11 protein-coding genes are annotated in these 16,349 nt (G+C 39.6%); 5 read left to right on the forward strand and 6 right to left on the reverse strand.

Annotation, left to right across the window (positions count from 1 at the left end; genetic code table 11):
• Positions 1-551 precede the first annotated feature (551 nt).
• Both AC06G9_RS20625 and AC06G9_RS20630 read right to left on the reverse strand, forming a co-directional pair.
• Positions 552-2,039, reverse strand: a complete 1,488-nt coding sequence (locus AC06G9_RS20625; protein ID WP_480957071.1) for a sulfatase — start codon at positions 2,037-2,039, stop codon at positions 552-554.
• Between the two features lie 10 nt (positions 2,040-2,049).
• Positions 2,050-3,450, reverse strand: a complete 1,401-nt coding sequence (locus tag AC06G9_RS20630) for an alpha-L-fucosidase (RefSeq protein WP_480957072.1) — start codon at positions 3,448-3,450, stop codon at positions 2,050-2,052.
• A gap of 160 nt (positions 3,451-3,610) precedes the next feature.
• Between AC06G9_RS20630 and AC06G9_RS20635 the strand changes: the two genes are divergently transcribed.
• From AC06G9_RS20635 to AC06G9_RS20650, 4 genes are all read left to right on the forward strand, one after another.
• Complete coding sequence (locus AC06G9_RS20635) at positions 3,611-4,132, forward strand: RNA polymerase sigma-70 factor (RefSeq protein WP_281046656.1); 522 nt, start codon at positions 3,611-3,613, stop codon at positions 4,130-4,132.
• 74 nt (positions 4,133-4,206) lie between these two features.
• The gene (locus AC06G9_RS20640; RefSeq protein WP_480957073.1) at positions 4,207-5,268 is read left to right on the forward strand and encodes a FecR family protein; all 1,062 of its coding nucleotides are present in this window, start codon (positions 4,207-4,209) and stop codon (positions 5,266-5,268) included.
• 155 nt (positions 5,269-5,423) lie between these two features.
• Positions 5,424-8,867 (forward strand): TonB-dependent receptor, encoded by a 3,444-nt coding sequence (locus AC06G9_RS20645; protein WP_480957074.1) that lies wholly within the window; start codon positions 5,424-5,426, stop codon positions 8,865-8,867.
• A 12-nt stretch (positions 8,868-8,879) separates the two neighbouring features.
• Positions 8,880-10,844, forward strand: a complete 1,965-nt coding sequence (locus AC06G9_RS20650) for a RagB/SusD family nutrient uptake outer membrane protein (RefSeq protein WP_480957075.1) — start codon at positions 8,880-8,882, stop codon at positions 10,842-10,844.
• Positions 10,845-10,985: 141 nt separating this feature from the next.
• Here AC06G9_RS20650 and AC06G9_RS20655 read toward each other — a convergent pair whose 3' ends face one another.
• A complete protein-coding gene (locus AC06G9_RS20655; protein WP_480957076.1) occupies positions 10,986-11,933 on the reverse strand; it encodes an Rpn family recombination-promoting nuclease/putative transposase in 948 nt (315 codons plus the stop codon).
• 228 nt (positions 11,934-12,161) lie between these two features.
• Between AC06G9_RS20655 and AC06G9_RS20660 the strand changes: the two genes are divergently transcribed.
• On the forward strand, positions 12,162-12,317 hold the full coding sequence (locus tag AC06G9_RS20660; RefSeq protein WP_480957077.1) for a hypothetical protein: 156 nt from the start codon (positions 12,162-12,164) through the stop codon (positions 12,315-12,317).
• A 266-nt stretch (positions 12,318-12,583) separates the two neighbouring features.
• On the opposite strand, the gene AC06G9_RS20665 is transcribed toward AC06G9_RS20660, so the two are convergent.
• From AC06G9_RS20665 to AC06G9_RS20675, 3 genes are all read right to left on the reverse strand, one after another.
• Positions 12,584-13,030, reverse strand: coding sequence for a hypothetical protein (locus AC06G9_RS20665; RefSeq protein ID WP_480957078.1), 447 nt, complete (start codon positions 13,028-13,030; stop codon positions 12,584-12,586).
• A 152-nt stretch (positions 13,031-13,182) separates the two neighbouring features.
• Positions 13,183-13,935, reverse strand: coding sequence for a LytR/AlgR family response regulator transcription factor (locus AC06G9_RS20670; protein WP_480957079.1), 753 nt, complete (start codon positions 13,933-13,935; stop codon positions 13,183-13,185).
• A 12-nt stretch (positions 13,936-13,947) separates the two neighbouring features.
• Positions 13,948-15,003, reverse strand: coding sequence for a hypothetical protein (locus AC06G9_RS20675; RefSeq protein WP_480957080.1), 1,056 nt, complete (start codon positions 15,001-15,003; stop codon positions 13,948-13,950).
• Positions 15,004-16,349: the final 1,346 nt, after the last annotated feature.

The following is a 16,349-nucleotide window of genomic DNA, read 5'->3' on the forward strand; positions in this document are numbered from 1 at the left end:
AGGCTCCAATTGGGTCGCTACAAGGGTTACTGGAAATCGGGGAGCCTGGGCTCCTCATTATTTTGCTCTTTTAAAAAACGTATGATGAACACCATATTGACGTACAAAATACTGGATAACTTCGGATAGAAACACGGAATTTTAATATTCTTGATCAGATCTAATTGATTTAGTATATCTTGATATTAGCTATAGTTAGCTTTATAGCGTATATTTCTTTGTAAAAGCTCTTTCAAGCAGGTGAAAGAGCTTTTCTTATTTTGAACTGTACTTGTATATCTTTATTTTAGTGCTGGTCCAGATTGGGCATCTATGCATCACGATATCTTGGTCAATAGTTCCAGCCTAATACTTGAATTATTTTTGGCCTATATGTAAAAATTTAAAATCAATATCTAAATTTAAAAGTTGAATTATTTGACCATGTTTATCTTTAAGCCTTAGGTCAATTCGATCTAAGGCTTTTTATATATGAAGACGAGTTCATCTAGATTGTCGACATATGGTCCAGCCGTCACTCCATCTAATAAAAGCAATGCTACTCAAAATATTTATTTACGAACAGGCATTGGCGCGCTATTGTTGGTCAATATACGCTCTAGTTCACTTATCAGTTCTTGTTTGATCTTGTTGTATTTCCTATTGTCAATTAAATTATTACGTTCTCCGATATCATCTGCAAGATGATAGAGTTCTAATGACTGATCTCGTATATTTTTCACCAATTTGAAATCTCCCTTTCTAATGGCCGATCTAAAATTAAATCCGTCACCATCATTTGCCGTCCATTTATTCGGGATGTGAAAAATTAAGGATCGATTCTGATCAACCGTTTTTCTACTTTTCAATAAAGGTACCATACTTTCACCGTCCACAATCTGCTGTATTTCACCTGTTGTTTGTGTCATTTCCAGTATAGTAGGAAATAGATCTTCGATTATTACAGGCTCACCGACCCTTCGACCAACCTGCTGGACATGCGGTCCCTTAATGATTAAAGGCACACGGATCCCACCCTCATAAATAGAACCTTTACCAGACCGGAGCGGTTTATTATGGGTATATGCTTTCCCTCCTCTAGAAGGCGGGAGTGTCAAGCCACCATTATCGCTTATAAAGATGATATACGTATTATTTGCGATCCCTTTTTTGTCCAGATACGTCATCACATCACCCAAACTTTTATCCATCCCTTCAATCATAGAGGCATATTTCGCCTCTTGTTCTGAAAGACCTTTATCTACATATTTTTGATAAAAACGAGGGTCGGGCATCAACGGATCATGAAGGGCATAGTGGCACAGATTCAGAAAAAAAGGTTGTTTTTGTGCAATGGGGAAATCAAGTGTTTTCAACGCTTCCTGCGTAATGGCCTCTGTCAGGAAGATATCTTGACCAAAATATTCCTGAAGATTTTCAGTACCGTGATAATCTGTCGTTAACCTTCCGAAGTTATCCCGACCATGATAACTTGCAGGTCTACCTGTAGATGTACCAGAAACGTTCACAACAAAACCCATAGAATAAGGGTTTGAACCCGGAGTACCGGCTGATGCCCAGTGGGCTTTACCCACATGGATCGTGAAGTAGTCGTTATCTTTAAGTAATTGAGGCAAAGTGGTAGCAACAGCTGTATTATTTATATTTTTAACGGGGCTTAATCCATTATAATTCCATTCGGGTCTATTAAAAGTAAGATCAGCGGCATCTGTTGGACGGTCTTTAAATGGAGAGGTCCAATTGGTGATACCATGTCTGCTGGCATTCATACCACTCATCAGACTAGCGCGCGATGGCGTGCAGACAGGAGTAGCATAAGCATCGGTAAAGGCAACTCCCTCTTTTGCTAATTGCACCATATGGGGTGTTTCATAATAGGTATTGAATGGCGTTACCTCCTTATAAAAAGGATAAGAAGTATCTTGCCAGCCCATATCATCAACCATAAATACAATGACATTAGGACGTTGCTGTGCTTGTCCCAACAGAGGTATACAACATACTCCAATTAAAAAATCCCGTAATGTTATTCTATTCATTTCTTTGCGTTTAGTTGACATCATAAATTGAAAAATCTTTAATGAAAGGGGTAGCTTTCGTTTCCACTAGACGAAGCCTAAAAGATTTTGCATGGACAGGTTCTGCAAGCAACTTCATGTATTTATTCCCTATTGCGGTGCCCTGGTCTATTACTTTCCAACCGCTTCCAATTTTAGCTTCAACCACAAAAGACAATACCCGATGTCCATATTTAATATCTTCCTGTATCACCAATTGATTCACATGCTGTATTTTAGGAAGTGTGATATGAATTATTTTTTCTGTACCATGTGTTCTTGCTAATGGCGTAGAAAAACGTTTATTGACCGCATCGCCAAATGCTTTCAACCTATCGAAATCTCCTTTCGGAACTAATCCGCTTGTATCTGGTGTTATCCCCAGTATCAAGGTCGCATTTCTTCCAACAGATTTATAGTACATATTCAGCAGATCTTGCAGCGGATAAATCGTGTGCTCATCACCAGGTTCCCAGAACCATTCATGGCGACCCTGAGCTCCCCGAAGAGGAGCATCCGCCATCGCTGGCATAAAATATTTGCCCTCACGATCACCCTGCTTAAGGAGCTGATAATGATTTGCCGCAATTGCTGCTGGAGCAGATTCACCACTTCCGGTATAGTGAAATGTAAAAGTAGACCAATTCGGATAACCCACTGTCCCCGATTCAGAACCGCCCCACCTGGCTTCAGCAAGCTCATCATTATGATAAAAGAGACAGTTCGGTTGGAGTTTTTTGACAATAGGCAGCACATCCGGCGCACCTTTAGCCGGGGAGCTCGCCCCCCCATCAAACCAGATTTCGAAGAGCTCACCATAGTTCGTACAGATTTCCTGCACCATCCCTTCGACCATCTTATTATAATACTGCTGACGCCCCAACTGAAACTCGCCCGTGCCATCCACAACAAAATCATGTACCCCAAAAAAGCTGTTCCAACGAATCCCCAGATAGACACCCGGTTTAATACCATGTTTGCGGCAGGCGTCGACAAAATCTTTAACAAGATCGGCCTTACCTTCTTTAAAATTTAATTGACTGACATTATAGGGATTATATTGAGAAGGAAATAACGCAAATCCCGTTTCATGTGTTGCGGTTATTAATGCAAATTTTGCACCCATGGCCTTGGCAGACAATACCCACTGCTCCACATCCAGCTGACTGGGATTAAAAATTTGGATATCGGGCACAGGAACCAGTCTATTGCGCGCTTGATTATACTTTTTGCCATCAAAAACATGCAAGTCGTAATGAAAAATTGCACCCAATTCAGCCTGCTGCCATTTTAATTGCCGCTCATTAGGCGTGATTATTTCTTGTGCACCACAGCGGGTAGACTGACCAAAAAGCACGAATGTGAATAGAAAAATAAAAAATGATCTCATCATACGGTAACTCATAAAATTGATATCGATTATGTAAGTAAGACGGCAAGGGTATCCAATAGAATGACAGCTCAACATTTTTTATTTTACGTGCATTTTAAAATAATTTGTAATATTGTACTGTTTTTCACGAACAACTGCTACCTAATCAGTAATAAACAACATGAATAAATATGATGCGCCAGAACGGGATGATGGAGCCCATTTTAACAAACTCTATCAGTCCAATTATGCTATGCTCTACTTACATGCATTCAAGATGTTGGGAGACGGAGATCTTGCTAAAGATGTTGTTCAAGACATTTTTACCCATTTATGGTCAAAAAGAGATCAATTAACCAAACTAACCAACCCCAGATCCTATTTAGTACAAGCCGTAAAAAATAAGATATTGGATATCTATGCCCATCAGGTCGTTGTTCGTAAGTTTCAACACACGATCCCTTCCGATTTTTACATCGATCATCAAGAACAGGATGATGCAGATCTCCTATTGGCACAGGTAGAAAAAGAAATATCCCTTCTACCGGAACAGATGAGAAAAATATTTGAGATGAGTCATCTTCAAGAAAAATCCAATGCTCAAATAGCAGAAGAACTCCACATCTCCATTAATACGGTCAAAACACATATAGGCAGAGCGTTAAAAAAAATCAGATTTAAGTTTACGCATTTATTTTTTTAATACTCTTGTCATTCTTTTTTAACCTGATCCCGTCCTTGGATATAGGTCATTTGCAATTATGAATAATAAACTTTTTGAACTATTCGAAAAACTCCGCAATGGAACGATTTCCATTGCGGAAAAAAAAGCTCCTCGACACTTGGTATATTCAGGAGTCCAAAGACACCCTATTGCCAGAAAACATTGAAAATAAGACCTATGAGCATCTCCAGGAAATGAGCAATTTCCAGATAAAAGATACCATCAGACCGATAAGAGCCCGGGTGAAATATACGGCTATAGCTGCTGCAATTTTACTGCTCATCATCGGGAGTTGGTATATGGCTTCCACAAACAACAGTCAACCGGTCGCCATCGGATCATCGAAAGCTCATCTTACTTTTTCAACAGGTGAAAAACTAGATCTCGAACAAATGAAAGCCAATGATCATATTTCCATCCAAGGTGTACAGATCAGCAAATCAATGGATGGGTTTTTAACCTATACTGCTCAACACACAGAAAATGAGAAGCCCGTATACAATACCCTCAGTACTCCTCGCGGTGGTGAATATAAAATGGTACTTGTCGACGGCACCAAGGTATGGCTCAACAGCAACTCCTCATTACGATTTTTTGCCAATAGCACCGGCAAGGAACGAAAAGTATGGCTACAAGGCGAGGCCTATTTTGAAGTAGCACATGATAAAATGAAACCTTTCAAAATACATACCGAACAACAAGAAATAAAAGTACTGGGCACAAAATTCAATGTCAGAGCTTCTCATCAATCCGGTCAGACCACCTTATTAGAAGGGAAAGTATCCATCAACAATGACCGTATTATTCTAGCTCCGGGACAGCAGCTCACGACCACCAATCGCGTTAATCAAAAGGTAAAGTACGTCGATGTGGAACCCTTTTTAGCATGGAAAGATGGTTATTTCTTTTTTAATAATGATCCCCTTAGTGAAGTCATGAGTAAGATAGCCGATTGGTATGATATACAGATCGAGTTCATCGACCCGGTACAAGACGTTAACATCTGGGCCACCGTTTCGCGATATAGATCTATTCATGAAGTGTTAGATATCTTCGAAAAAACTGGGGCTGCACATTTTGATTTAACAGGAAGGAGGTTACAGATTCGAAAATAAATGTACTTAAAAAAATAACCGGAGAACGGCAATTCTCCGGCAAATAGTCATCAAAAGTCCATGTAAACATTAATAACCAATCAAATATAATGAAAAAACCTAATTATTTTAGGTGGAAGTCTCTCCTACGTCCATCTAACAAATTGATATTATCAATGAAATTAATCCCTATTTTGATGCTCGTATTCTTCATGAATACCTACGCAGAAGTTCATAGTCAGCAGATCACTTTGAACAAAAAGGAAATAAAAATGACCGACCTCTTTCTTGAAATCAAGAAACAAACAGGGTATGACGTCATTTCACAGACCTCCATCATCAATCACATGAAGTTAAGCGTCAACTTCAAAGCAGAAAATCTAAAAAATGTATTAGATCAAGTTCTAAAATTGCACCATTTAGACTATGTTATAGAAAATAAGGCTATCATTGTTAAAAAAGAAGTTGCTAAAAAAACAATACCGTCACAGGCAAGCAATAGTGCCGATCACGTAAATAGCTTTTTGCAGCGTATTTTTAAAGGCAAACTCCTGAATGCGGCAGGAAAAGGAATTGAAGGGGCAACTATTCAGATCAAAGACAAAAATTCGTCGACACAATCCGATAAAGATGGTCATTTCACGATTATGGCTTCGCTTGGCGACGAAATTCTGATTCGATCATTAGGATATCAACCTACGAGCGTTAAATTGTCCGAAAACAGCATCTTAACACTTACGCTACTGGACAATGTATTTACCGTAGACGAAGTTGTTGTTGTCGGTTTTGGAACACAAAAGAAACGTAATCTCACCGGTGCTGTTGGCACTGTAGACACCAAAGTTCTCGAAAACAGGCCTGTTACCAATCTAAGTCAAGCCTTACAAGGTACCGTTCCCGGTCTAAATATCACCAGTAATGCATTAGGTGGGCAGCTAGGACAAACGATGAATGTAAATATCAGAGGAGCAGGCACCATAGGAACTGGATCTTCAGCCTCCGCACTTATATTGATTGATGGAATTGAAGGCAATATCAATAATCTTAATGCAGATGACGTCGAAAGTATCTCTGTTTTGAAAGATGCATCAGCAGCATCCGTGTACGGTTCTCGCGCTGCTTTTGGAGTCATCTTGATCACCACAAAAAAAGGTAAGGCAGGTCACTCCACGATCAGCTATACCAATAATTTCCGAAATTCCGGACCGATCAATATGCCCACTCTACTCAATTCCTATGATTTTGCAAACTATTTTAACGAAGCTTCGGTCAATGGAGGTGGACAAGCCATTTTCGATGCCAATACCATCGAGCGTATACAACAGTTTATAAAGGGTGAAATTACCACCACCACGATTCCAAATGAAGGCAATGGAAATTGGCAATTTCATGAAAAGGCCAACGATAATGTTAACTGGTATGACGTGCACTATAAAAGAGCCTGGTCACAAGAAAATAATATCAATTTTAATGGCGGTTCTGAAAAAATACAGTACTATGCATCAGGAAATTATCTGAATCAAAATGGAAATCTAAGATATGGCGAAGACAATTATAAGCGATTCAACACCATGGCTAAGATCAATGCCAAGCTTAATCCTTTTGTAGATATCAATGTTACTTCTCGTTTTACAAGAACCAAATTGGATAATCCGTACTACAGCGATATGGGCGGATTGCTGTATCATGATATAGAGAGAATGTGGCCCATGATGCCCTTTAAAGATCCCAATGGGAATTATATGCGTAATGGAAAACTGGCTCAGCTGACCAATGGAAGTCGGTCCATGACCAACAACGATAACATCTATCTACAGGGACAGCTCGTGATCCACCCTGTAAAGGATTGGAATATCTATCTGCAAGCAGGGCTTAGAACCATAAATGAAAACAACCAAAGTAACATCAACCCGGTCTACGAGTACAATGTAAAAGGTGATCCTTTGCTACTCCAATTTGATGGCAGTAGAACTGCAGGTGCAACAGAAGCCAATCAATTTTTTCTAAATCAAAATATGTATACAACCAGTATTTATTCTGATTACGAAAAACGTACCGGTCACCACTATTTCAAAGGTATGCTGGGCATGAATACCGAAATGCTAAAATACAGAAATTTAGGTGCGATGCGTCCAGGTTTATTCTCTTCCCTTATACCAGAAATTTCAGCTGCAGGAGGGACCGACAAAATCACTTCCGCTACCGTATACGACTGGTCAACAGCCGGATTTTTCGGCCGTTTAAATTATGATTTTAAAAACCGCTATTTGGTGGAAGTCAACCTCCGATATGATGGTTCTTCACGGTTTTTAAACGACCAGCGCTGGTCCTGGTTTCCTTCTTTCTCCTTAGGATGGAATGCTGCAGAAGAAGATTTTATTAAAAACAACAGCACGATTTTTTCTGTGATCAAACCCCGCATCTCTTGGGGACAACTGGGCAATCAGAACACAAACTTATATTACCCCTTTTATTTGACACAGCCTATCACCGTAAATGGAGGAAATTGGTTAATAAATGGCGTTAAACCCACGGTGTCCTATGTACCAGGCACGATCAGTGAGTCACTGACCTGGGAGAAAGTAAAAAATGTCAATGCCGGACTGGATATTGCAGCATTTAAAAATAGACTCGATGTCAATTTTGATTACTACATCCGTACCACAGACGGTATGGTAGGACCCGCTGCAGAAATCGGCGCAGTATATGGAACAGGATTACCGAACACCAATAATTCGATATTGGATAATAAAGGTTGGGAGCTTCAAGTCAATTGGAGAGATAAAATAAATACATTAGGCTATAGTATCGGCGTAAACTTATCCGACAACAAAGTCAGCGTAAAAAAATATCCAAATGAATCCAGATCCCTATCCACCTATTATGATGGTCAAGTGTTAGGTGAAATCTGGGGATATGAAACGCAGGGTATAGCACATAGTCATGAAGAGATGACCAGTTGGTTAACCCATAATAAACCAACCTGGGGTGCCAATTGGGGTGAAGGAGATATCATGTATAAAGATCTAAATGGGGACAACGAAGTGAATTCAGGAGCCAATACGCTTGACAATCCTGGCGATCGACGTATTATCGGCAACAGTACCCCTCGCTATAACTTTGGTATTCATATCGGTCTAAATTGGAAAGGATTTGATTTTTTCACCTTTATCCAAGGAGTTGCTAAAAGAGATGTTTGGCTTAGCGATCCCAATTTTTGGGGAGTAGGAAGCGGACAATGGCAATCCACAGGTTTAGAAGGCCATCTGGATTATTACAGACCCGAAAACACGACCTCTGTTTTTGGAGCAAATACACAAGCCTATTACCCGAAAATATACCTGGGCAACAGCATGAACCAGCAGGTACAGACCCAATATCTTCAAAGTGGCGCATACGCTAGGCTTAAAAATGTACAATTAGGCTATACCTTGCCCGCGGCAGTATTGAATAAAGTCAAAATTCAGCGTATGCGCATTTATGTCAGTGGCGAGAACCTGCTTACATGGAGCAAAATCTCTAAAATATACGACCCTGAAGCGACCAATGGCCCTTATGGAAATGGAAAGACTTATCCATTGTCTTCGACGATTTCTTTTGGTACATCTCTTACATTTTAAATCGATACGATCATGAAAAAAATTATATATTTGAGCATAGTCCTTATCGGAACTCTTTCTTCATGTAACAAATTTTTAGACAGAGAACCTTTAGGTGATATATCTACCAAAATTTACCTCACTGCAGAGCAAGATCTTGCTTCTTATGCAGCAGGACAATATAGTGCACTGACCTCCCACGCACCAAGCTCTTACAGCTTGGGGACATTTGCATTGGATAACGGTACCGACAATCAGGCAGCATCCACTCCAGAACCACTTTTTGTTCCCGGTCAGACGCGTGTTGGTGATACAGGAGGAGATTGGAACTTTTCAGGAATCAGATCAGTCAATTATTTTATCAATACCGTCACCCCTCGGATAGAAAACGGACAAATTACAGGAAGCTTAACCCATATCAAACATTATTTGGGTGAGATGTACTTCTTTAGAGCCTATCTATATTTTAACAAACTCGTTGCATTAGGTGATTTCCCGATTATTACAGAAGAAGTTCCTGAAGATTATAACAAAATTAGAGAACTCAGCAGACGTAGGCCAAGGAATGAGGTCGCACGTTTTATTTTAGCTGATCTGGATAAAGCTTTTGAATTAATGCTCGATCGAGCACCTGCATCAAATCGATTAAATCGTTTCTGTGCGGCACTCTTTAAAAGTAGAGTAGCACTATTTGAAGGAACGTGGGAAAAATACCACAAAAACACCAATCGTGTTCCTGGAGGCCCGGGATGGCCAGGCGCTAACCAAGATTACCTAAAAGGGTTTTCGATTAATATCGAAGAGGAAATTAAATTCTTTTTGGACAATGCAAAAGCATCTGCAAAAATTGTCGCAGATCAATATACATTGGCAGCAGATTATCCGGCCATGTTTAATAGCAATTCACTAGAAGGAAATGCTGAAGTACTCCTCTCTCGTGTTTACAGCACAAGTGCTGATATTAATGTCTTTCATTATGTAGTTGGCTATATTCAACGAAATGGAGGAGGAAATGCTGGGTTTACAAAAAGCATGGTCCAATCCTTTTTAATGAAAAATGGGATTCCTATTTATGCTTCCAATTCAGGCTATGCTGGAGATGCCTCTTACGAAGCTGTATTTAAGGATCGAGACCCTCGAATAGGGTACAATATTTTAAAAACCGGTGATTTGTTAGCCAATGATCCATCATTTAACGAATGGAGTATCGATGGAAAAGGATATTATTACAGACCTCCAATTGTTATCGGTCAAAATGAAAATAGAAACCCTACTGGTTATTCACTAAAAAAAGGACTTACCCCCGATGCCGCGCAAGCCCCTACCAAAACCAGTACCATAGCCAGTGTCGTCTTCAGAGCAACAGAAGCGTACTTAAATTATGTCGAAGCTAATTATGAACTGGACGGTTCATTAGATGCCAATAGTACCAAGTATTGGCAAGCAGTTCGCAAAAGGAGTAACGTGGATGTTGACTATAATAAAACAATTGCCAATACCGATCTCTCAAAAGAGGAAGATTGGGCTAAATATTCGGCAGCTACCCTCATCTCTCCTACGCTTTACAATATTCGTCGCGAAAGACGAGTTGAGTTTACAGCAGAAGCGATGCGCTGGAATGATCTCAAAAGATGGCGGGCATTAGATGGAGTCAAACAATTTATGGTTGCAGGATTCAATCTTTGGGATGAAAATTATAAATTATATACCGAACCTAGCCACGGTATCGGCAAGGTTAATTTAATAGAATTTGGGAACAATGGTGCCAATGTATCCTCCAAAAATGATGGTCAATATTTACTTCCCTATCGGGTAAATAGTGGCAACATCGCTTTTAATGGTTACACGTGGAATCAAAATAAATATTTGAATCCCATTTCAACAACACATTTTAGATTAACCACAGAAACTCCAGGATCAAGTGATTATCAGAGTTCTTCTATTTATCAAAATCCGGGCTGGAGCACACAGGCCAATTCATTGGCCGAAGGAGACTAATACCTACCTCATATACACAGGACCTTCCCCTTGACCGGGGAAGGCCTCTTTTATGACAAATTATTAAAAAACATGCTGTAACTTTTTACAGTTACAGCATATTCTATTTTACTCAAAGCCTCATCACTTATATAAAGACAGCTAAAGCTGTTCAACCTCTTGTATAGAAAGCCCTGTGGCTTTAGAAATTTTTTCAATCGAAATATCCATTTTTTTTAAATTAATGGCCGTCTCAATAGCTTTATTTCGCTCACCTTCAATCTTTCCTTCAATCTTTCCTTCAATCTTTCCTTCAATCACTCCTTGAGCATGACCAGATATTCGACCTGCCTTCAATGCTGAATTAAATACACTCTCAGCATCACGCTTATGTTTCAAACTTGCTTCGTATGACATGAGATCCTCCTCTGTTAATTTACCTATCTCTCCTATTTCAAAGATAAGGCCAAATATCCTTTTATCCAAAAAATACGGTAATTTATCCATGGTGCTCAAGTGTTTAAGTAGGTACAACCACTGTTCCATGACACTATTAAGTTCATTTGGTTTCTTTGTAAAAGACGGAAGGGACACCATTTTATAGCCCAGCTTGTCATAAAAAACTTCATGCGTATACTTATCGCATAATGCGACATCATAAAAGTAGCGACTTTCCGGCTCATGAACAGGTCGAGCAGATTTAATTCCATCCATTCTAAATTCTAATATACCAATGAAATAAACTTCAGGAAGAAAATAATCGTTGCCTTTTTTACCTCGTGACAATTGTTTATTAATTAATCGAGAAGTATAATACACCGCTCTATCTTTAAAGAACTCTTGAAATAACTGTTGCATTTCTACAATAAAGTACTCGCCATTACTCCCCTTACAAAGCAGATCAAAGACAACACGACGCATATCCTGATGATCTCCATCATGTTCCACCGCTTTATAACTCAAATCAGAAATTACTTTTTGCCCTTCGAATAAGCTGTTAAGAAATTCAATCAATAAAATTTTGTTTTCTTCTCTACCAAAATAAAACTTCCACCCGAAGTCTGTATTGGGGTCAACGTATTTCCCGAGATGTCGGTTTGACTTTGCCATAATTATTAAGTATTGGTTATAAGGCAAATATAAAGATAAAAACATTGAAATACTAATTTATTTAGTATTTTTATAAGAACTAATAGATGATCAAACTAAAAATTGATAGCAAACAGGGATCACTTCTTGATATTCAGGAGGACCATCTTTTAAAGTTTGGATCATATCATCAAAACAAGTAATCACATCTTGATAACAAGTGATCACATCTTGGAAAGAAGTAGTTAGATGTTTGTCCTACGTGCTGCATATCTTAAACCATCCACCAAGTCTTTTAAACAAGTGACCCTATCTTTAGAACATGTGATCACTTCTGCAAAACAAGGTACCACTTCGAGACCATTTACGACAACAACTTTTGAACAAGGGACTACTTCTTCCTAACAAGTAGTCCCTTGTTAGGAAGAACCAACGACTTGTTGACCGGCAGTGATCCCATCTTGGCAAGAAGGGCTTTGATCTTGCCAACATGCGGTCACATCTTGTGCGGCAATAGATTCAGTCAGCCTACAGCATTCACTTGATTCAAAGAAGTACCTCTAAATTTCAAAGAAGCAGCCACATCTTTCAAAGAAGGCGTCACTTCTTTGAAAGATGTGGCTACAGATTCACAAGAAGTGATCACAGATTGTGTGGACTTTGATCGTCCTCTACTGTTGCTTTCTTGCTATTCGAGCAAACTTTCCAAAAATATAGGGTCCCTTTCCTCTGGATCTGTTAAATAGAAAGATGACATCAGACTTTAAGTAATACGGGCGGCTTCCGATTGTGATGACCGGAAAAAGTAAGATTTTGTTGACCGATCGATAAAAAGTGGAAGATGTAATGCCCAGGGTCTGCATGACCCATTTTGTATCGACATGTTCGGGTACCTCATTGATCATGACACCGGGGATGTTTAGATATCTGACCGTGATATCAGTCAGCTGCTTCAACAGCGCATGTATATGGTCGGAATGCTTTTGTAAAGGAAAACGTTGAATAATTTCATTCAGCAAAACTTCAATAGGATAATGTTTAAGGTCTTCCTGCAGCTGCTCTTGTACATACTGAGCCATAATCTCCTGCATCTGTTCGATAAGCTTGATTTTGGACATAGCGACTGGGCATCATACAAGAACATAAACGATTAAGGCACTCCCTGGTGGGCGCACCGTGAAGATTGAACACTCCTATTTCAGTACGATTCAATCCGAAGACTTCACGAGCCTGGTATCCACTCGAAGAACTGTCCTAGAATTGAGTTTCATCACAATTTATTGGACATTTCCCACAAACTGAATTCCTTATAGATCCTTCGGTCACCGACCAGCACCTCCTTTGCCAAATACCGCATCTTAATTTTCTTGGTGAAAATATCAACGATATAATCCGTGTTGACCACAAAGGAGCGGTGACATCGAATAAAGCGGTCACGAGGTAAGCGCTCTACGACGTAGGACATGGGCTTTCCGACGACCAGTTTGTCATCTGCAAACCACAACTTACAATCCATACCATCCGCTTCCAAACATATAATTTCATCTATCCGTACCATTTTTTGGTGGTATTGATGACCGACCTTGACCAGGAAAATCTGCTCATCGCGTATCAGCATGGGATGCCTGATTTTCCAATGTTGCTTGGCTTTATCAATAGCCTCTATAAAACGTGAATATTCAACCGGTTTGGACATATAATCCGTCACATTATAATGATAGCTTTCGGCAGCATATTTATTGGTGCCCGAGCAGATGATTACCTGCATCCCTAGGCTGGATTTTCGGCTTGGCCGTTGCAGTTCTTTGATCTGCGCAATTAATTCTATACCCGAAAGATTGGCCATCATCATATCCACGATCAATAGATCGATGGTACCGGTCTTCACCTTTGTCAATCCCTTTTGTGGATCAACGGTTTCAAAAGCTTTTACCAGCCCATCGGTCTTGGCAATATAGGCACTTAAAAAATCAATAGCGGTTTGATCATCGTCGATTATTCCTACTCTAATTTTCTTCAGCATAATTTATCAAATTTATTTCGTGTAGTCAATCGTGATCGTCAGTAGATAACGATCTTCCTGTACCTGATTTACCACCTCAGCGGCACCGGCATAAAAATGCTTGACCATATCGCGCCACCTGTTCATACCCGTTCCACCCGTCATGCTGTCCCAATTTTGCGCTGGAGCGATTTTATTATACACTCGGATATCCATCCTGCTTCTGCTCAACTGGACCTCCAACAACGCCGAGCCATCATACAGAGCATATTTCTGGCAGTTTTGTAGAAGGGATACCAGCATAAATCGGGGTACCAGATGGCCTGCCAAGCGATCCGGGTACTGCAGCCTCACCTGCTTTCCGGGGTAGATCTGGTTAAGCCTTTCTACCGCTTCCATTTCCTGTTCCAGTGTCACAACATGATTCCTTTCATCCGACAAGCCGTCGAGAACATAGTGCAGCAATCGATCCACATGTTGCTTTTTCGTTTGAGAAACCGTGTTATTCCACGCATATAGCTGTTGCAGCAAATTGCGCAACAGGTGCGCAACCTCGTCACGGACCAGTGCACGCAGCTCCCCTTTAGAGGCATCGCGACGGTATATTGTCTTACGGATCTGCAGCTTTTTCACCAGGCACAACCGCTTTTCCATCCATATCCAAACATGCTGGAAGGACTCCAGCCAAACCAGGATAAAAGCGTACACACTATATTTAAAAAAGAAAACGGCCACACCCAGCGCCACCTGCACAAGAGAAATAGGGAGGTCAGGATTATAGATCGAACTCGTCCATGGTCTCGGCAGTAAAAACAATAGCGCCACGATCAGCAGCACATAAAGTATGTATAAGCCAAGTAGAGCACACAGAATCTGTACAACAGACCGAAAATATCCGTACTTGTCGACCATAAAGTACCTGACCGCTAGAAATATAACGCTATATCCGATGGCAATAAACAAAAATTGTAGAAAAGGGAGGTCAACAAAGCTATCCCAGTTGACCTGATAGAATACAGCGCTATAACCCGTTATCAGAACGAGTACAGCATACCAGGGAAAGCGATAGACGATACGTTTTTCGAGCATAACAAAAAGTTTAAAATAGGTTTACAGACAACAAGAAATTATCTTAACAAATCATTAATATACTTATTTTTTAGATCAATACAAATTTATACTGATCCGATGTCGATATTTTTCATCATCTATCGAAAACTTACGCCATCAGAATCGTTAAAAGTTTTATCGTTCTTTTGAATTAAAACTATTAATCAGCCAGCCCTATCAGGAATACCTTTAGGTGGGTTGATCTGGATCAGGATACATGCTATTTTTTCATGATTTTTCATTAATAATTAGTAATACCATCGATTATCTGGCGCCGATAATCGTTTATTTAGGACCCTTGCATTTACCCTAAATTCAACATACGATCGCAGTTGATGAAAATAATTTCCCAAAACACATCGCATCTCGATATACAAGCTTTAAAAAGCCTTTAAATATTTAACCTCCTAAAAACCCTAGGTTCGCATTATAAAAACACCTATTCAGAAATATTTTTATTTATTCCGCGTGCAATTATTATTATACACTAATTTTTCTTTTAATAATCGAGTGACAAGTGAAGAAATGAACAAGTGACGAAAAAATGTGGAAAACGTATTCCACAAAAGAACAAACACTCCATTTTTCCACATGGAGCTTATGAATACACATCAATTGTTCATAACTGGACAAAAAACAGAATTTTAAATTTATGCCAATATACATCCGGATGAGTTGCAGTAGAGTTATCCACACAAATAAACAAGTTATCCACAAAATATTAACATTTTCCTATAGCCGTAACCTCCAACTCACAAATCCACAACATTTATTCACAATCGGTGGATAACTAACCATCTAACGCTCTAACCCACTAACAACGAAATCAATGAAAAACCCTAACAACTTACATCAGCAGGCTGTAGGGCAGCTGCTCATGTATTGGAGTTAATATGCCAAAATAAAAAGATGCCATTTCAATTGGCTTTTAGACCATAGCACCTATCACCAAGTTTCGACTCGAATAGTTTTATATAAAGAAGGAAGCCGAGAAAAAATATTTAAATCGTGTGTGCGGGATTGATTAGCACATTCATGAAGATGAAGCGGCTAAAAAAGATAAAATCATTTCCTCACTCTCCCCGGCATGGTTCTGACGACCACGGAGCATGGCTTAAACCTTAACTTGGTTACGTTTCCGAAAGAAAAGAGGGTTGACCAAGCAGAACAGAATAAAGGTAAGAAAGAGCTTGTAGAAACCATAATATCAACATGATGAATTGCTTTCAAGCCGTATCATGACCGTATAAAAAAAATTCTAGGGAGTTGGTGATCGTCCAGTAATTGACTTATGACCCAACCCAGCTCATGGAGATGAAAGTGAG

The sequence above is a fragment of the Sphingobacterium sp. MAE genome, from assembly GCF_056711605.1.